Annotated in this window: 17 protein-coding genes and 1 tRNA gene; 10 read left to right on the top strand and 8 right to left on the bottom strand. The window is 64.9% G+C overall.

Translation table 11 applies throughout. From position 1 onward, the window contains the following. The first annotated feature begins 83 nt into the window (after positions 1–83). Positions 84–764 carry an RNA pyrophosphohydrolase gene (locus BLR29_RS28025; protein WP_092142116.1) on the top strand — a complete coding sequence of 227 codons (681 nt, stop codon included), beginning with the start codon at positions 84–86 and terminating at the stop codon, positions 762–764. Further along, positions 757–1,353, top strand: coding sequence for a CNP1-like family protein (locus tag BLR29_RS28020; protein ID WP_092142113.1), 597 nt, complete (start codon positions 757–759; stop codon positions 1,351–1,353). Before BLR29_RS28025 ends, BLR29_RS28020 begins: the two co-directional genes overlap by 8 nt. A gap of 132 nt (positions 1,354–1,485) precedes the next feature. Here BLR29_RS28020 and proB read toward each other — a convergent pair whose 3' ends face one another. The 4 genes from proB to rplU form a co-directional block, all read right to left on the bottom strand. Continuing rightward, a complete protein-coding gene (gene proB, locus BLR29_RS28015) occupies positions 1,486–2,604 on the bottom strand; it encodes a glutamate 5-kinase (protein ID WP_092142110.1) in 1,119 nt (372 codons plus the stop codon). A gap of 79 nt (positions 2,605–2,683) precedes the next feature. After that, on the bottom strand, positions 2,684–3,781 hold the full coding sequence (gene obgE / locus BLR29_RS28010) for an Obg family GTPase CgtA (protein WP_092142107.1): 1,098 nt from the start codon (positions 3,779–3,781) through the stop codon (positions 2,684–2,686). Between the two features lie 104 nt (positions 3,782–3,885). Then, positions 3,886–4,146 (bottom strand): 50S ribosomal protein L27, encoded by a 261-nt coding sequence (rpmA, locus tag BLR29_RS28005; RefSeq protein WP_092142104.1) that lies wholly within the window; start codon positions 4,144–4,146, stop codon positions 3,886–3,888. A gap of 51 nt (positions 4,147–4,197) precedes the next feature. Beyond that, on the bottom strand, positions 4,198–4,509 hold the full coding sequence (gene rplU / locus BLR29_RS28000) for a 50S ribosomal protein L21 (protein WP_006576525.1): 312 nt from the start codon (positions 4,507–4,509) through the stop codon (positions 4,198–4,200). Positions 4,510–5,092: 583 nt separating this feature from the next. Between rplU and ispB the strand changes: the two genes are divergently transcribed. From ispB to BLR29_RS27960, 8 genes are all read left to right on the top strand, one after another. Beyond that, positions 5,093–6,022: an octaprenyl diphosphate synthase gene (gene ispB, locus BLR29_RS27995; protein WP_092142101.1), complete on the top strand. Its 930-nt coding sequence runs from the start codon at positions 5,093–5,095 to the stop codon at positions 6,020–6,022. 27 nt (positions 6,023–6,049) lie between these two features. Further along, a tRNA-Pro gene (locus BLR29_RS27990) sits at positions 6,050–6,126 on the top strand. Positions 6,127–6,542: 416 nt separating this feature from the next. Then, positions 6,543–8,264, top strand: coding sequence for a type IV-A pilus assembly ATPase PilB (pilB, locus tag BLR29_RS27985; RefSeq protein WP_092142098.1), 1,722 nt, complete (start codon positions 6,543–6,545; stop codon positions 8,262–8,264). A 30-nt stretch (positions 8,265–8,294) separates the two neighbouring features. Beyond that, complete coding sequence (locus BLR29_RS27980) at positions 8,295–9,560, top strand: type II secretion system F family protein (protein WP_092142095.1); 1,266 nt, start codon at positions 8,295–8,297, stop codon at positions 9,558–9,560. Between the two features lie 3 nt (positions 9,561–9,563). Beyond that, positions 9,564–10,457 (top strand): prepilin peptidase, encoded by an 894-nt coding sequence (locus BLR29_RS27975; RefSeq protein WP_092142092.1) that lies wholly within the window; start codon positions 9,564–9,566, stop codon positions 10,455–10,457. Positions 10,458–10,534: 77 nt separating this feature from the next. Continuing rightward, complete coding sequence (gene coaE / locus BLR29_RS27970; protein ID WP_092142089.1) at positions 10,535–11,170, top strand: dephospho-CoA kinase; 636 nt, start codon at positions 10,535–10,537, stop codon at positions 11,168–11,170. 263 nt (positions 11,171–11,433) lie between these two features. Then, a complete protein-coding gene (gene zapD, locus BLR29_RS27965; protein WP_092142086.1) occupies positions 11,434–12,192 on the top strand; it encodes a cell division protein ZapD in 759 nt (252 codons plus the stop codon). Positions 12,193–12,201: 9 nt separating this feature from the next. Continuing rightward, complete coding sequence (locus BLR29_RS27960) at positions 12,202–12,390, top strand: DNA gyrase inhibitor YacG (protein WP_092142083.1); 189 nt, start codon at positions 12,202–12,204, stop codon at positions 12,388–12,390. Between the two features lie 75 nt (positions 12,391–12,465). Here BLR29_RS27960 and BLR29_RS27955 read toward each other — a convergent pair whose 3' ends face one another. The 4 genes from BLR29_RS27955 to argJ form a co-directional block, all read right to left on the bottom strand. Next, positions 12,466–14,499 carry an OPT family oligopeptide transporter gene (locus BLR29_RS27955; protein ID WP_092142080.1) on the bottom strand — a complete coding sequence of 678 codons (2,034 nt, stop codon included), beginning with the start codon at positions 14,497–14,499 and terminating at the stop codon, positions 12,466–12,468. A 63-nt stretch (positions 14,500–14,562) separates the two neighbouring features. Further along, positions 14,563–15,000, bottom strand: a complete 438-nt coding sequence (locus BLR29_RS27950) for an NUDIX domain-containing protein (protein ID WP_092142077.1) — start codon at positions 14,998–15,000, stop codon at positions 14,563–14,565. After that, positions 14,997–15,899, bottom strand: coding sequence for an ATP-binding protein (locus tag BLR29_RS27945; RefSeq protein ID WP_092142075.1), 903 nt, complete (start codon positions 15,897–15,899; stop codon positions 14,997–14,999). Before BLR29_RS27945 ends, BLR29_RS27950 begins: the two co-directional genes overlap by 4 nt. Before the next feature lie 69 nt (positions 15,900–15,968). Next, the gene (argJ, locus tag BLR29_RS27940; protein WP_092142072.1) at positions 15,969–17,195 is read right to left on the bottom strand and encodes a bifunctional glutamate N-acetyltransferase/amino-acid acetyltransferase ArgJ; all 1,227 of its coding nucleotides are present in this window, start codon (positions 17,193–17,195) and stop codon (positions 15,969–15,971) included. Positions 17,196–17,219: the final 24 nt, after the last annotated feature.

The following is a 17,219-nucleotide window of genomic DNA, read 5'->3' as shown; positions in this document are numbered from 1 at the left end:
GGAAAACCAGCATTCCCGGCGTCAGGCCGTCTGGCGCGCTTCCTTTATAATCGTCGTAATTCTAAAGGATTCGAGGTGCAGTCATGCTCGATCGTGAAGGCTTTCGCCCGAACGTCGGCATCATCCTCATCAACGCACGTAACGAGGTTTTCTGGGGCAAGCGAATCGGCGAACACTCCTGGCAGTTTCCGCAGGGCGGCATCAAGTACGGCGAAACGCCGGAACAGGCCATGTACCGCGAGCTGCAAGAAGAAGTCGGCCTGCTTCCGGAGCACGTCAGGATCGTCGGTCGCACGCGCGACTGGTTGCGTTATGAGGTGCCGGACAAGTTCATCCGCCGCGAGATCCGCGGCCACTATAAGGGCCAGAAGCAGATCTGGTTCCTGCTGCGCATGGTCTGCCGCGATTGCGACATCCACCTGCGCGCCACGGACCATCCCGAATTCGACGCCTGGCGTTGGAGCCAGTATTGGGTCCCGCTGGACGCCGTCATCGAATTCAAGCGCGATGTCTACCAGATGGCGCTGACCGAGTTGTCGCGCTTCCTGCACCGGGGGCGCGCGCCGCTCAGCCCTTATGGTAACCACGGCAACCACGGCCACCATGCCGGGCACGACCGGCATGGGGACGCTTCGCGCGCGGAGCAGACGACCGTCGTCACGGTGACGGCCACGGCCGTGGTCACCATGCCAGTGGCCGCCCAGGACACATCTCTTGCTTCGCCGGCCAGCCCGGCAACTACCCAACGGAGTTCCGATGAATAGCTTCACCGGCCGGGGCGCTCGCGCCGGCCAGCCCGCCAGCCGCGCGCTGCGCGGTACCTGCCTGTTGCTGGCCGCCGCCTGCCTGACGCTTGCCGGCTGCAAGACCACCAGCAAGGGCATGCCCGAAGAGGAATCCCAGTGGATCAACCCGTTTGAGCCGAAGGATTTCAAGGAAGCCGAGACGCTGCTGCCCCCATTGCCCAAGGATGCGGACCTGATTCCCTTCTCGGTCAGCGGCACCGGTGACTTCCGCTTTGCCGTCGACGGCAAATCCATCGCCGTGGGCGCTGACAACGTGGTGCGCTACACCGTGGTCATCACCAGCCCGGGCGGCGGGCGCAATGTGAACTACGAGGGCATGCGCTGCGACGCTTTCGAACGCAAGCTGTACGCCACGCTGCCGCAAGGCGCCACCGAGTGGGTACCGAACCGCAGCGAGGACCGTGATACCTGGTATCGCATGGAAACCCGCGCGCGCAACGCTTACTCCGCCACGCTGGCCAAGGATTTCTTCTGCGAGGGCCGCACGGTCGCTGGCAAGCCGGCCCAGATGGCGGCGGACCTGAAGGCACACGCGCCGAGCCGCTGAACCCGGCTCGACGGAAGTCGGACCATCCAAAGCAAAACGGCGAGGCCTGCAGCCTCGCCGTTTTGCTTGGCGGCGTATCACCGGATAGCGTCCGATAGCGTCACGCCGATCGCGCCGGTAACTGTCGCACTTTCAGATCAGCACCAGGTTGTCGCGATGGATCAGTTCGGGCTCGTTCAGATGGCCCAGCACCGACTCGATCTCCGACGACGGCTTCCGGGCAATCAGCCGCGCTTCCGCGCTCGAATAGTTCGTGATGCCGCGCGCCACCTCATGTCCCGCGGGGTCGATACACGCGATCACCTCACCACGCGCGAACTCGCCCTGCACCTCCACCACACCGATCGGCAGCAGCGACTTGCCGCCACCGGTCAGTTTTTCCACCGCACCGCTGTCGATCACCACGCGGCCACGCAGCTGCAGGTGATCGGCCATCCACTGCTTGCGCGCGGTCAGTCGGCCCGTTGGCGCCAGCAATTGCGTGCCGATGGCCTCGCCCTCCGCCAGACGTCCCAGCACATCGGTCTCGCGGCCGGAGGCGATCGTGGTGTGCGCGCCGGACTTTGCCGCGCGCTTGGCGGCCAGGATCTTGGTCAGCATGCCACCGCGGCCAATGGCCGTGCCCGCGCCACCTGCCATTGCCTCCAGTTCGGGCGTGCCCGCCAGGGCTTCGTCCACGAACCTCGCGTTCGGGTCCTTGCGCGGATCGGCGGTATAGAGTCCGCGCTGGTCGGTCAGGATCACCAGCGCATCGCCTTCGATCAGGTTGGTCACCAGCGCGCCGAGCGTATCGTTGTCGCCAAACTTGATTTCGTCGGTGACGACGGTGTCGTTCTCGTTGATGATCGGCACCACGCCCAGCGAGAGCAGCGTCAGCAACGTCGAGCGGGCATTGAGATAGCGTTCGCGGTCCGCCAGGTCGGCATGCGTCAGAAGCACCTGCGCGGTGCGGATGCCGTAGCGGCCAAACTGGCTTTCATAGACCTGCGCCAGCCCCATCTGGCCCACGGCGGCTGCGGCTTGCAGCTCGTGGATTTCCTTCGGACGGCGCACCCAGCCCAGGCGTTGCATGCCCTCGGCGATGGCACCGGAGCTGACCAGCACCACTTCCTTGCCGGCGCCGCGCAGCTTGGCAATCTGGGCGGCCCAACGCGCGATGGCGTCGTGATCCAGCCCCTTCCCGTCGTTGGTGACCAGGCTGGAGCCCACCTTGACGACGATACGTTTTGCTTGGGCGATGACCGATTGCATGACGGGTATCCTGTCTCCGGGTGCCGTGTAATGCTGCTTGTTCGGGGAAAAACGTCGTGTCGGGCGCGGCAGCCGGGGGTCAGGCCCCGCCGGCTTCGGGATCCACGTTGTGAAGCCGTTCGTCCAGGCGGATATCCGGCTCGGCCAGCGCGGCGGCCTCTTCCGCCTTGATCGCGGCGAGGTGGTCCTTGATCGCGTAGATCAGCTCGCGGCAGCCTTCGCCGGTCAGGGCCGAGATATGGAACACCGGGCCCTTCCACTTGTAGCGCTTGACGAAGTCCTTCACGCGTGCGGCGCGCTCGTCATCCGGCACCACGTCGAGCTTGTTCAGCACCAGCCAACGCGGCTTGTCGTACAGCGTTTCGTCGTACTTCTTGAGTTCGTTGACGATCGCCCGCGCCTCGGCCACCGGGTCGACATTCTCGTCGAACGGGGCGATGTCCACGATATGGAGCAGCAGGCCCGTGCGCTGCAGATGGCGCAGGAACTGGTGGCCCAGGCCGGCACCTTCGGCCGCGCCTTCAATCAGGCCCGGGATGTCGGCGACGACGAACGACTGCTCGTGGTCGACGCGCACCACGCCGAGGTTCGGGTGCAGCGTCGTGAACGGATAATCCGCAACTTTCGGACGTGCGTTGGACACGTGCGAAATGAACGTCGACTTGCCGGCATTCGGCATGCCCAGCAGGCCAACGTCGGCCAGTACCTTCAGTTCGAGCCGGAGCATGCGGCGCTCGCCCGGCTTGCCGTCCACCTGCTGGCGCGGCGCGCGATTGGTACTGGACTTGAAATGCAGGTTGCCCCAACCACCCATGCCGCCTTCGGCCAGGCACACGGTCTGGCCGTGCTCGGTCAGGTCGGCGATGACCTCGCCGGTATCCATGTCGGTGATCAGCGTGCCCACCGGCATGCGCAGCGTGACGTCTTCACCGGCGGCGCCGTAGCAATCGGAGCCGCGGCCATTCTCGCCGTTGCGCGCCACGTGCTTCTTGGCGTAGCGGAAGTCGATCAGCGTATTGATATTGCGGTCGGCCTGCGCAAACACGCTGCCGCCACGGCCGCCGTCACCGCCATCGGGGCCACCGAAGGGCACAAACTTCTCGCGCCGGAACGACGCACTCCCGTTGCCGCCATTGCCGGCAATCGCTTCGATTCGGGCTTCGTCGATGAACTTCATGTTGGTCTTCCGTGTGGATCAGGCTGGCGCCATCAATACAGATAGATGCCAGAAATGAAAAAGCCCCGCAAGCTTTGCGGGGCCTTCGTGCTGCAAAGGCTGTATCAGGCCGCCGGAACGACGCTGACTTGCTGCTTCTTGGCAGGGCCTTTGACTGCGAACTGCACGTGGCCGTCCACCAGCGCGAACAGGGTGTGGTCCTTGCCGATACCCACGTTCTCACCAGCGTGCACGCGGGTGCCACGTTGACGAACGATGATGCCGCCGGCGTTGATGGCCTGGCCACCGTACACCTTCACGCCCAGACGCTTCGATTCCGAATCACGGCCGTTCCGCGTAGAGCCGCCGCCTTTTTTCTGTGCCATGTCTTAACTCCTGTTGACCTATTGCGATGCAAGCCTGTGTCCGAGCAATGCTCAGGCAACGATGGCTTCGATGCGCAGTTCGGTGTAATTCTGACGATGGCCCTGGCGCTTCTGGTAGTGCTTGCGACGGCGCATCTTGAAGATCTTCACCTTGTCGTGACGACCTTGGGAGATCACGGTAGCCTTGACGGAAGCCCCGCTCACCAGCGGCGTACCAAACTTGATTTGGTCGCCGGCGCCCACTGCGAGCACCTGGTCCAGCGTGATTTCTGCGCCAATGTCTGCCGGTATCTGTTCTACTTTAAGTTTTTCGCCAGCAGCAACCTTGTATTGCTTGCCGCCGGTTTTTACGACCGCGTACATTGTCGAACCTCTCGATGTGAATGAAACGTCGAATGCTGCCCCGGGAGTCCCCGGAGCCGGCGCCGTTTCCTGCGCCGTTTGAAAGGATCTCAGGCCGGCTGGCCGGGATCCCGCCCGTCAGTGGGTGGCGCGCATACAGGGCTGTATACGGCAAACGCAACCGAAGGAACCGGCTATTGTAAACCAGTTCCAGGAAAAGCGCAAAGAAAACAAGTAGATAGCCTGCCGGTGCGGAGGCAGCGGCGACCGGCGCACATGCCGGGGCGCGAGAGTCAGGTCAGGTCGGCCAGCAGGAACCCGGCCAGGGCGGCAAACGCCACCCACCAGGCGGTGCGGCGGACATGCCGGCGGGATGCTTGTGGCTTGTCCATGCCGCAATTATAGGTGGGCACCCACTGTCCGGGCGACTACCGCGCGACGCACGCTCACATTGCCCGGAAATCACCCCGATATCTTCCCGACCGCGCAAGCCGGCAGCCATGGGCACACCGCCATCGCATATAATCCTCCGGTTTTGCGTAACGGTGATTTCATCTTGTCCCAGTCTTCCGCCACTGCCTTGCTTGCCCCGGTCGCTGCCGACATGCGCGCCGTTGACGCCGTCATCCGTCGGCGCCTGTCGTCGGAAGTGCCGCTGATCGAGCAGATCGGCGAGTACATCATCGGGGCTGGCGGAAAGCGCCTGCGCCCGGTCATCCTGCTGCTCTCCGCCCGGGCATTCGGCTACGACGGCCATCGCCATCACGAGCTGGCCGCGGTAGTGGAATTCATCCACACCGCCACGCTGCTGCACGATGACGTGGTGGACGAATCCGAGCTTCGCCGCGGCCGCCAGACCGCCAATGCGGTGTTCGGCAATGCGGCCAGCGTGCTGGTTGGCGATTTTCTCTATTCGCGCGCATTCCAGATGATGGTGGAAGCCGGCAGCATGCGCATCATGGAAATCCTGTCCAACGCGACCAATGTGATCGCCGAGGGCGAGGTGCTGCAACTGCTGAACATGCACGACCCGGACGTCACCGTGGAGCGCTACCTGCAGGTGATCCGCTACAAGACCGCCAAGCTGTTCGAGGCTTCGGCCGAGCTTGGTGCAGTGCTTGCGGGCGCGGATCCGGCAATGGAAGAAGCCGCCGCCGAGTATGGCCGGCGCATCGGCACGGCATTCCAGCTGATCGACGACATGCTGGACTACACCGCCAGCGCGGAGCAGATGGGCAAGAATGCGGGCGACGACCTGCGCGAAGGCAAGCCGACGCTGCCGCTGCTGCACCTGCTGGAACACGGCACCGCCGAGCAGCGCGAACTTGCGCGCGAAGCCATTGTGCAAGGCGGCACGGAACACTTTGATGCGGTGTTCTCCGCGATCCACGCAAGCGGGGCGCTGGAGGTAACTTTCGCCGCTGCGCAGCGCGAAGCGGAGGCAGCGGAAAGAGCGGCAATGCAATTTCCCTCTTCCCAACTGAAGGAAACGCTGATAGACTTGTGTGCTTTCTCGCTGCAACGACAATCCTGACGTCGCAACGCAGAAAAACAAGGAAATCGGGGTGTAGCTTAGCCTGGTAGAGCGCTACGTTCGGGACGTAGAGGCCGGAGGTTCGAATCCTCTCACCCCGACCAGATTTTCGGTGTTACGCGAGTCATCGCGATGCACCCAGCAAAAAAGCCGCACAGCAATGTGCGGCTTTTTTGTTTTTCACACCCCCGTTTTTCGAGCCGCCTCCGCGCTTCCTTTCGCGCCCCCCCTCCTCCCGCCCCCTCGTTTTCCCGGCGCTCATTCCACACGACCCGCCACGCCCCGCGCCATCTTCGTCGGCCCGCATCGCGCGCGTACTCCCTCCGTCAAGAAGCGCCCCGCGCAAGTAGGGTTGCGGACCTGTCGCACAAACGCCAACGCGTACGCTGCCTCGCTTTACAAAAAGTGACCCCGGCGGCAAACTGCCCCGGTCCGGGACCCACGCCCCGCCGATCCCGCCGCAGTCAACCGCGCCGCCGTTCGATGCTTCGAACGCACGCATATCGCATCGTATTTCGCTATGACACTAGGCCTTGCGCTCGCACAGAGCCGGCGGATCGCACCAGCGCTGCTCGCCCAGCTGGAGCAATCGGCTCGGGAAAAGAAATCGCAGCTGATCGACGAGATCATCGGCAGCGGCACGATGTCCGCGCATGACGTGGCCATCTTCGCTGCCGACAAGTACCAGTTGCCCCTGCTCGACCTGTCGGAGTACAACCTCAACCGCGTGCCGCCCGCACTGGCCGGCAACCGGGAGTTCCACGCCCACCGCCTGCTGCCGCTGGGCCGGCGCGAAAACCGCCTGCTCGTGGCGCTTTCCGACCCCGCCAACCAGGCCGGCGTGGACGCCATCAAGCAGAAGTTCAACCTCCCGGTGGAAACCGTGGTGGTTGAGCACGACAAGCTGATGAAGCATGTGCGTGCCGCCGGTGAGGCACTGGGCACGATGAAGAACATCTCGCCCACGACGCCCACCGCGCAGAAGATGATCGAATACGATCCGGTGGCCGCGGCCAGCGCCCGAAAGGGGCCGGGCAACGACATCGACGATGCGCCGGTCGTGCGCTTCCTGCAGAAGCTGCTGACCGAGGCGTTCCAGCGCGGCGCATCCGACTTGCACTTCGAACCGTTCGAGTTCTTCTACCGCGTACGCTTTCGCGTGGACGGCGTGCTGCAGGAAGTCGCCCGGCCGCCGCTGGACATCCGCGACAAGGTCGCCACCCGGATCAAGGTGCTGTCGCGCCTCGACATCTCGGAAAAACGCGTGCCGCAGGATGGCCGGATGAAGTTGCTCCTCTCGCTGCCCAAGGACAAGGAAGGCAAGGAAACCGTGGAAAAGGCGATCGACTTCCGCGTCTCCACGCTGCCCACGCTGTTCGGCGAGAAGATCGTGATGCGGATTCTGGAGTCCTCGTCCGACAAGCTCGACATTGATCAGCTCGGCTATGAGCCCGAGCAGAAGGCGCTGCTGCTGGAAGTGATCAAGCGTCCGTACGGGATGGTGCTGGTGACCGGCCCGACCGGCAGCGGCAAGACGGTGTCGCTCTATACGTTCCTGAACATGCTGAATCAGGGCGACATCAATATTTCCACGGCGGAAGATCCTGCGGAAATCCAGCTGCCCGGCATCAACCAGGTCAACGTGAACGACAAGGCCGGCCTGACCTTCGCGGCAGCGCTGAAATCCTTCCTGCGGCAGGATCCGGACATCATCATGGTCGGCGAAATCCGAGACCTGGAAACCGCCGACATCTCCATCAAGGCCGCCCAGACGGGTCACCTGGTCTTGTCCACGCTGCACACCAACGATGCGCCGACCACGCTGACGCGCCTGATGAACATGGGCGTGGCGCCGTTCAACATCGCGTCGTCCGTATTGATGATCACCGCGCAGCGCCTGGCGCGCCGGCTCTGCACCTGCAAGCGTGCCGGCGATCTCTCGCGCGAAGTGCTGATGGACGCCGGTTTCAAGGAAGCCCATATCGACGGCACCTGGCAACCGTATCATCCGGTCGGCTGCGACCGTTGCAACGGCAGTGGCTACAAGGGCCGTTGCGGGATTTACCAGGTCATGCCGATCACGGAGGCGATGCAACAGATCATTCTCTCGCACGGCACCGCGCTGCAGATCGCCGAACAGGCGCGTCGCGACGGCGTGCTATCGTTGCGGGAAGCCGGCCTGCTCAAGGTCAAGCAAGGGGTCACGTCACTCGAAGAAGTGCTGGCCACCACCAATACGTAAAACAAAAGTCTTTAGTCGAGGGGTCAAATCATGGCGACGCGCGCACCAGCGGCGGGCGCCCGGACGGCAGCGCCGTCGCGGGCCAAATCAGGGCGGAAGGCGCCCACGCAGTACATCTTCGAATGGGAAGCCAAGGACCGCAAGGGCAAGTCCTTCAAGGGCGAGCAGCGGGCCGAGAGCCAGGCGGAGGTCACCGCCACACTGCGCAAGCAGGGCCTCACCGTCGTCAAGATGAAGAAGCGCAAGGCGGCGCGCGGCAAGAAGATTACCGAGAAGGACATCGCGTACTTCACCCGCCAGCTGTCGACGATGCTCAAGGCCGGTATTCCGCTGCTGCAATCGATCGACATCATCGCGCGCGGCCACGCCAATCCCAATTTCACGCAACTGCTGGCCGAGATCCGCTTCGACATCGAGTCCGGCAGCAGCATGGCCATGGCATTCCGGCGCCAGCCGAAGTACTTCGACACGCTGTACTGCAACCTGATCGATGCCGGCGAGCAAGGCGGTATCCTGGACGCGCTGCTGGAGCGGCTCTCGCTCTATATGGAAAAGAGCATCGCGCTGAAGAGCCAGATCAAGTCCGCGATGATCTATCCGATCGCCGTGCTGACCGTGGCCTTCGCCGTGACGGTGGTCCTGATGCTGTTCGTGATCCCGGCCTTCAAGGGCGTGTTCTCGAGCTTCGGCGCGGCCCTGCCCGCGCCCACGGTGTTCGTGATCAATATCTCGGACTTTTTTGTCCAGTACTGGTACCTGGTGGTTGGCCTGCCGATCGCCTCCATCATCACCTATGTCCGGGCGAGGAAATCGTCGGAGAAGGTGCAGCGCTGGCACGACAAGGCCCTGCTCAAGCTGCCGATCTTCGGCAGCCTGTTCCGGAAGGCGGTGATCGCACGCTGGACCCGCACGCTGGCAACGATGTTCGCGGCCGGCACGCCACTGGTGGAATCGATGGAGTCGGTGGCCGGCGCGGCCGGCAACTGGCTCTACTACGATGCCACGCGCGAGATCGAACAGGCCGTGCGGATCGGTACCAGCCTGACCAACGCCATGCAGGCCACGCACGTGTTCGACAACATGGTGCTGCAGATGACGCAGATCGGTGAGGAATCCGGCGCGCTGGACAACATGCTGCTCAAGGTGGCGGAGTTCTACGAGCGCGAGGTCGATGACGCCGTGGCAGCCATCTCCAGCCTGATCGAGCCGCTGATCATCGTGATCCTGGGCGTCCTGATTGGTGGCATGGTGGTGGCCATGTACCTGCCGATCTTCAAGCTCGGACAGGTGGTGTAAGGCATGCAGTCAGTCATTGGCGCCGCTGGCGCCGCAACACTGCCGGTGCTGGCGGCCCTGCCGCCGGCATTCCTGGTGGCGGTGGCCGGGCTCCTGGGCCTCGTGGTGGGCAGCTTTCTCAACGTGGTGATCCATCGCCTGCCCCGGATGATGGAGTACGACGAAGCCAATTACCTGGCCGAATTGCGTAATGAACCGCTGCCGCATCCAGGGCGCTACAACCTGATGGTGCCGCGATCGGTCTGCCCGCATTGCGGCCACCAGATCGCGGCATGGGAGAACATTCCCGTCATCAGCTATCTGTTCCTGCGCGGCAAGTGCTCGTCCTGCAAGGCGCCGATCGGCATCCGCTATCCGCTGGTCGAACTGGCGACGGCCGTGCTCAGCGCCCTGGCGATGTGGCACTTCGGCCCGACGGCTCAGGCACTGGCCGCGATCGTCATGGTCTGGGCGCTGGTCTCGCTGACGATGATCGACGCCGATACCCAACTGCTGCCGGACCAGATCACACTGCCGCTGCTGTGGCTGGGGCTGCTACTGAATCTCCAGGGCCTGTTCGCCACGCTGACCGATGCCGTGATTGGCGCGGCGGCGGGCTACCTGCTGCTGTGGAGCGTCTACTGGTTGTTCAAGCTCGTACGCGGCAAGGAAGGCATGGGCTACGGCGACTTCAAGCTGATGGGTGCCCTCGGCGCCTGGTTTGGCTGGCAGGCGCTGCCCGCGCTGGTGTTGCTGTCGTCCGTCGTCGGTGCGCTGTTCGGCCTGGGACTGCTCGTCGCGCGGCGCCAGGGCAGCGAAACGCCCTTCCCCTACGGACCATTCATCGCCGGCGCCGGCCTGATCGTCCTGTTTTTCGGCGCCGATGTGCTGCCGCTGGGACTCGTGACCGGCCACTGACAGCACGCCGACAGGCCGCCAACGATCGCAAGCTGGTATCGTTGGCGGCATTCGCCACGATTGCTCAACACCGCCCCATGCTGGAAATCGGACTCACCGGCGGCATTGGCTCCGGCAAGACCCGCGTCGCCGACTTGTTCGCCGCGCGAGGCGCCGCGCTGATCGATACCGACCTGATCGCCCACGAGATCACGGCACCCGGTGGTGCCGCCATCGCGCCACTGGTTGCCGCCTTCGGCCCCGGCTGCCTGCGCCCGGACGGCGCCATGGACCGCGACGCCATGCGCGCGCTGGTTTTCTCCGACCCAACCGCCAAGGCCACACTCGAGGGCATCACCCATCCGCTGATACGAAGTGTGACCGAGGCGCGCGCCGCAGCCATCCGCGCCGCCGGCCAGCATCCGTACCTGATTTACGTGGTGCCGCTGCTGGTGGAATCGGGCACGTGGCGCGGACGCGTCGGGCGCGTACTGGTGGTGGACTGCCACGAGGAGACGCAGATCTCACGCGTGATGGCGCGCAACGGATTCACGCGCGAGCAGGTGTTGTCGATCATGTGCCGCCAGGCGACGCGCGCAGAACGACTTGCACAGGCGGACGACGTGGTCGATAACGATGGCCCACCCGACGCGCTGCCGCCACAAGTGGCCCGGCTGGATGCGCTGTATCGCGCGCAAGGCGCCGTGCCGGTGGCACCGGGCGGGGAAGAATAGCGGCCCGCGCGGGTTGCACGGGCCCTGGGTCCATCCCGGGCAAGTCCCGCACACGTCCCGAGTACGTCGCACGGCCACGTTGCATTTGTCCTCAGCGCCCGACTCGCATAGAATGCGCTGAACATGCCGGGAAATGAGCGCTTACTGACGGCTTCCGGCCTGTGTGCCACCACCCGCGCGCGGGTGTTGCCGGCCACGGGCAGGCCCCGAACGCCCACCGGCTGAAACGACCCGCCAACCGCCGCGCCGCACGGACACCGCACTTGATCCTGTACGAATATCCTTTCAACGAACGCATCAGGACGCTCCTGCGCCTGGAAGACCTGTTCGATCGGCTGGATTATTTCCTCGTACAGGAACATCCCCAGCAGCATCACGTCGCCATCACCACGCTGTTCGAGATCATCGACGTGGCCGGCCGTGCCGACCTCAAGACGGACCTGATCAAGGAACTGGAGCGGCAACGCCAGGCGCTGTCGCCGCTGCGCGCCAATCCGCAAATCGACCAGGACGCGCTCGTCAACGTCATCACCGAGATCGAGCAGGGCATCGCCGCGCTGAACCAGACCGTGGGCAAGGCCGGCCAACTGCTGGCCGACAACGAGTGGCTCACGAGCATCCGCAGCCGCGCGATCATCCCCGGTGGCACCTGCGAATTCGACTTACCCGCCTACTATGCGTGGCAGCATCGCCCGTCCGAGGATCGCCGCTCGGACATCCTCAAGTGGGCCCGCCCGCTGACTTCGCTGCGCATGGGTGCCTCCATCGTGCTGCGCCTGCTGCGTGAGTCCGGCCAGAGCGGCAAGGTGATTGCCACGGGCGGCAGCTATCAGCAGATGCTGTCTGGAAGAAGCTATCAACTGATGCAGGTCTACCTGGATGAGTCGCTGCTCGCATTCATCCCGGAGATGAGCGCCAACAAGTACATGCTGTGGGTGCGCTTCACCCAGCAGGACGGCGACATGCGGCCGCGTTCGGTCGACGCCGATATTCCGTTCCTGCTCAAGCTCTGTAATTTCTGAAGTCCGCCGATGCCCGCCGTCGTTAAATGTCCCACCTGCGGCAAGGATGTCGCATGGGTGCCGGAAAACAAGTTCCGCCCGTTCTGTTCCGATCGCTGCAAGCAGATTGACCTGGGCGCCTGGGCGGCCGAGAAGTACGTCATCGGCGGCAAGCCCGGCGAGACGCCGCAGGATTCGCCGGAAGACGAGGAAGACTGAGGGCACCTGCCTCGCCTTCCTGCTGTCACCTTCCTGCTGTCACCTTCCTGCCTGATATCGTGTCCGACCGCCCGCCTACCGGGCGGCGAGCACGCGCTGGCAGAATCCCACGCAAACCAGCACAAAGACCGCCAGGCCCAGCCATTGCGCGGTCGTGCCGAACCCTTCGCCGACCAGCGCCAGCGGCGCCTCCTTGCCTGACAGGCCAATCACCGCGGCCAGCGCCACACCCACCAGACTCTCGCCGACAATCAGGCCGGAAGCCAGCAGCGTGCCGCGCCGTTCGGCATGCTCAACCGCCAGCTTCACGTCGTCGCCACGCGCAGCGGCACGTCGGCGCTCAGCGCGCAACAGCCACCAGGACAGCACCGCCCCCACTACGAGTGCCGAACTGATCGTCGGCGGCAGATAGATGCCAATGCCCACGGCCAGCACGGGCAACCGGGCCACGCCGCCCCGGCGGCGCAATATTTCGTCGATCGTGATCAGCACCACACCCAGCGCCACGCCGATCAGGATCATGGTCCAGTTGAGCTGGTGCGTGAAGATGCCCGTGGCGATGGCCGTCATCAGCGTGGCCTGCGGCGCGGCAAGGGCCTGGCCGGGATCCATGTCGGCTCTGGGCAGCGCGCCCGCGAAACCATAGGCGTGGTACAGCAGCTCCAGCACCGGCGGGATCACGGCCGCACCGACCGCGCAGCCGATCAGCAGGGCCACCTGCTGACGCCATGGCGTGGCGCCGACGATCCAACCCGTCTTCAGGTCCTGCAGGTTGTCATTGGAGATCGACGCCACGGCCACGACGGCCGAGGTCGTGAAGATGGCCAGTGCGATCGCGAACTTGCCGCCCTCCGGCGTGCCGAGCAGGCCGTCCAGCGTACCGATGCCCAGGATCAGCAGCGAAACCAGGATCACGGCGATGATGCCGATTCCGGAAATCGGGCTGGCGGATGATCCGACCAGGCCGGCCATATAGCCGCATGCCGCCGCCACCAGGAAGCCGAACACAAACGCGAACAGCACGGCGCAGGCCACGAGGCGCCAGCTCGCCCCCGCATCCAGCGGTGCCGGGGCAAGGAAGTGACCGAACGTGATGGCCAGCACGACCAGCAGCACCAGCGTGATGACACCGATCCAGACGGCAGGCAGATCGCGCTGCGTACGCGGTATCGGACCGCCCTCGCCCACGCCGCTGCCGCGCAGCGCACCCATCGACGCGCGAATGCCCTCCATCATCGGCTTGAACAGCGTGCCGAGTGTCCAGATCGCCGCGATGCCGATGGTGCCGGCACCAATAAAGCGTGCCTGCGTGCTCCACACCGACGTGCCAAAGCTGGCCAGCGTGGCGCCGGACGGCATCGGCGTGACGGCCGTGAGCCACGGCACGGCGATGCCCCAAGTCAGCACCAGCCCTAGCAGCATGGCCAGCCCGCCGACGATGCCGACGAGATAGCCAGCCCCGACCAGCGCAAGCGAGAATCCCATCGACAACCGCACCACCGATGCCCCCGCTGCCAGCCACGCGTTGGCGCCCTCGGCCAGCACGCGCAGACCACCCGCGGCGAAGCTGAACACGCCCGCGGCCACGCCGCCCGCCATGAGATCGGCCAGGCCGGTTGCCTGTTTCTTGCCGGCCGCATCGGCCGGGGCAGCGCTACCCACACGCAGGATTTCCGCGGCGGCCACGCCTTCGGGATACGGCAGGTCGCTCTTCACCACCATCGCATGGCGCAAAGGGATGCTGAAGATCACGCCGAGCATGCCGCCAGCGGCGCAGATCGACAGCGTCTGCCAGAACGGAAAGCCTTGCCAGTGCCCGAGCATGACCAGACCCGGCAGGATAAAGATGATCGACGACAGGGTGCCTGCAGCAGACGCCTGCGTCTGCACCATGTTGTTCTCAAGGATGTTTGCGCCGGGGAAGAGCCGCAGCACGGCCATGGAGATGACGGCGGCGGGAATCGCGGACGAGAAGGTCAGGCCGACCTTGAGTCCCAGGTAGATGTTCGAGGCAGTGAACACCACTGTGATCAGCGCGCCCAGAATGACGCCGCGTAGCGTCAGCTCGGGCAACGAAACAGCGTCATCGATGCGGTCAACACGTTGCATTGAGCCTCCAGTGTTTGTTGTTCAGGTTCTGGCGACGGGGGCGACGGGACTGCAAGTTCTGCGCTAGCGGGATTCCTCCGCCAGCCATTCCACCACTGGGATCGTCGCCGGCAGCAACGGCCCCACGGTCACGGGCACGGCCTGCCAGGAGAAGGCCTGGCCTTCGCGGCCGACGGGATCGCCGCGCCAATCCGTGACCTTGCAGAAGTAGAGCCGCACGTAGGCGTGCGGATAGTCATGTTCCAGCGTGTGCCAGCGTTCGCAGCGGGTCACGTCGAGGCCCAGTTCCTCGTGCAGCTCGCGCGCCAGCGCGGCCTCCACCGATTCGCCCGGCTCCAGCTTGCCGCCCGGAAATTCCCAGTAGCCCTCGTACGGCTTGCCGGCCGGCCGTTGCGCCAGCAGGAAGCGGCCATCGGGCTGGATCATCACGCCGACGGCCACCTCGGTTACCTTGCGTGGCTGCCCGTCGGTCGCCACAGTCGTTTCCGGCTTGGCGCTCATGCCTGGCTGCCATCCACGTCTGGCAGGAACGGCTTGCCGTGCTTGCCGCCCCAGTCGCGCGCGAACTGCCACGCCACACGGCCCGAGCGTGAACCACGCTCGAGCGCCCAGACCAGTGCATCGCCGCGCGCGGCAGCAATGTCCTCCGCGCTGCAGCCAAAGTGCGACAGCCAGTGGCCGACGATGGCCAGGTATTCGTCCTGCTTGGGCGGATAAAACGACAGCCACAGGCCGAAGCGCTCGGACAGCGAGATCTTTTCCTCGACCACCTCACCCGGATGGATTTCGCCATCGGCGGTGTGCTGGTAGGTCTCGTTGTCCTTCATGTACTCGGGCAGCAGGTGCCGGCGGTTAGACGTGGCGTAGATCAGCACATTGTCCGACTGCGCCGCCACGGACCCGTCCAGCGCCGACTTCAGCGACTTGTAGCCCGACTCGCCTTCCTCGAACGACAGGTCATCGCAGAAGATCACAAACCGCTCGGGACGCTGCGACACTTGTTCGACGATATCGCCGAGGTCGCCGAGGTCGTCCTTGTCGACTTCGACCAGACGCAGGCCATCCTTCACATAGGCATTCAGGCAGGCCTTGATCAGCGACGACTTGCCCGTACCGCGCGCGCCGGTCAGCAGCACATTGTTGGCCGGCAGACGGGCCACGAACTGACGCGTATTGGCGACGATGGCGTCCTTCTGGCGCTCGATGTTCTTCAGGTCGTCCAGGTGGATCGGCGGCAGCTGGCGAATCGGCTGGAGGTAGCCAATGTTGCCAAACAGGCTTTGCCGCTTGCGCCAGCGGAACGCTACCGCCTCCTGCCAGTCCGCGTCGGTCAGTTGCGGCGGCAGCCATTGTTCGAGTCGGGCAAGAAAGGTGTCGAGGCGGGAGGCGAGGTCAGACATGGCGAGGCGCGAAAGCGAGAGATGACAGCTGGGATGCCGGCCCGCGTGGCGGGCCGGCGGGGCAACGCATCAGGAACGATAGTCGGCGTTGATCGACACGTAGTCGTGCGAGAGGTCGCACGTCCATACCGTGGCTTCGGCATTGCCGCGGCCCAGGGCGATGCGCACCGTGATCTCGGCCTGCTTCATCACGCGCTGGCCGTCCTCTTCACGATAGTCGGGATTGCGGCCGCCGTCGCGGGCAACCCAGACATCGTCGAGCCACAGGTTCACGCGGTCCACATCCAGGTCATTCACGCCCGCGTAGCCCACCGCGGCCAGGATGCGGCCGAGGTTGGGGTCCGATGCGTAGAACGCCGTCTTCACCAGCGGCGAGTGCGCAACGGCATAGGCGATCTGGCGGCACTCGGCCACATTCTTGCCACCTTCCACGCGGATCGTCATCAGCTTGGTGGCACCTTCGCCGTCGCGGACGATCATCTGCGCCAGTTCCTGTGCCAGCGCCGTCACGGCGTCGCGCAGCGCTGCAAACGCCGGGCCGTCGGCACGGTCGACGACCGCGCCCGACTTGCCCGTGGCGATCAGCACGAAGGAGTCGTTGGTCGACGTGTCGCCATCGATGGTGATGCTGTTGAACGAATGGTCAGCGGCGTGCGAGACCAACGCCTGCAGCACCGGCTGGGCCACGGCGGCGTCCATGGCGATAAAGCCGAGCATGGTGGCCATGTTCGGGCGGATCATGCCGGCGCCCTTGCTGATACCGGACAGCGTGACGGTCTTGCCGTCGATCTGCACCGTGCGCGACGCGGCCTTCGGCTGCGTGTCGGTGGTCATGATCGATTCGGCGGCGGCCAGCCAGTTGTCGGCGCGCGCGTTGGCGATGGCGGCGGGCAGGGCCGCGGTCAGGCGATCGACCGGCAATGGCTCCAGGATCACGCCGGTCGAAAACGGCAGCACCTGGTTCGCCGCGATTCCGAGTTGTGCGGCCACGGCATCGCACGTGGCGCGCGCGGCCACCAGGCCCGGCTCGCCGGTGCCGGCGTTGGCATTGCCGGTATTCACCACCAGGGCACGGATGCCCTTGCCTGCGGCCAGGTGCTCGCGGCAGACCTGGACCGGTGCGGCGCAGAAGCGGTTCTGGGTGAAGACGCCCGCCACGGTGCTGCCTTCGGCCACCCGGACCACCAGCACATCCTTGCGGTTGGCCTTGCGAATACCGCCTTCGGCCCAGCCGAGCTCCACGCCGGCGACGGATTTGAGGTTTTCTGCCTGAGGCAGGGGCAGGTTGACGGGCATGTGCGTTTCCTCTCTGCTTTGACG

This window comes from Cupriavidus sp. YR651, from assembly GCF_900101625.1.
GTDB lineage: Bacteria > Pseudomonadota > Gammaproteobacteria > Burkholderiales > Burkholderiaceae > Cupriavidus.
This window is presented reverse-complemented; position numbering and strand designations above follow the sequence as displayed.

Excerpts from the sequence above, each read along its gene's own strand:
- BLR29_RS28025 (WP_092142116.1), top strand. The coding sequence starts at position 84 with ATGCTCGATCGTGAAGGCTTTCGCCCGAACGTCGGCATCATCCTCATC.
- BLR29_RS28020 (WP_092142113.1), top strand. The coding sequence starts at position 757 with ATGAATAGCTTCACCGGCCGGGGCGCTCGCGCCGGCCAGCCCGCCAGC.
- proB (WP_092142110.1), bottom strand. The coding sequence starts at position 2,604 with ATGCAATCGGTCATCGCCCAAGCAAAACGTATCGTCGTCAAGGTGGGC.
- obgE (WP_092142107.1), bottom strand. The coding sequence starts at position 3,781 with ATGAAGTTCATCGACGAAGCCCGAATCGAAGCGATTGCCGGCAATGGC.
- rpmA (WP_092142104.1), bottom strand. The coding sequence starts at position 4,146 with ATGGCACAGAAAAAAGGCGGCGGCTCTACGCGGAACGGCCGTGATTCG.
- rplU (WP_006576525.1), bottom strand. The coding sequence starts at position 4,509 with ATGTACGCGGTCGTAAAAACCGGCGGCAAGCAATACAAGGTTGCTGCT.
- ispB (WP_092142101.1), top strand. The coding sequence starts at position 5,093 with ATGCGCGCCGTTGACGCCGTCATCCGTCGGCGCCTGTCGTCGGAAGTG.
- pilB (WP_092142098.1), top strand. The coding sequence starts at position 6,543 with ATGACACTAGGCCTTGCGCTCGCACAGAGCCGGCGGATCGCACCAGCG.
- BLR29_RS27980 (WP_092142095.1), top strand. The coding sequence starts at position 8,295 with ATGGCGACGCGCGCACCAGCGGCGGGCGCCCGGACGGCAGCGCCGTCG.
- BLR29_RS27975 (WP_092142092.1), top strand. The coding sequence starts at position 9,564 with ATGCAGTCAGTCATTGGCGCCGCTGGCGCCGCAACACTGCCGGTGCTG.
- coaE (WP_092142089.1), top strand. The coding sequence starts at position 10,535 with ATGCTGGAAATCGGACTCACCGGCGGCATTGGCTCCGGCAAGACCCGC.
- BLR29_RS27960 (WP_092142083.1), top strand. The coding sequence starts at position 12,202 with ATGCCCGCCGTCGTTAAATGTCCCACCTGCGGCAAGGATGTCGCATGG.
- BLR29_RS27955 (WP_092142080.1), bottom strand. The coding sequence starts at position 14,499 with ATGCAACGTGTTGACCGCATCGATGACGCTGTTTCGTTGCCCGAGCTG.
- BLR29_RS27950 (WP_092142077.1), bottom strand. The coding sequence starts at position 15,000 with ATGAGCGCCAAGCCGGAAACGACTGTGGCGACCGACGGGCAGCCACGC.
- BLR29_RS27945 (WP_092142075.1), bottom strand. The coding sequence starts at position 15,899 with ATGTCTGACCTCGCCTCCCGCCTCGACACCTTTCTTGCCCGACTCGAA.
- argJ (WP_092142072.1), bottom strand. The coding sequence starts at position 17,195 with ATGCCCGTCAACCTGCCCCTGCCTCAGGCAGAAAACCTCAAATCCGTC.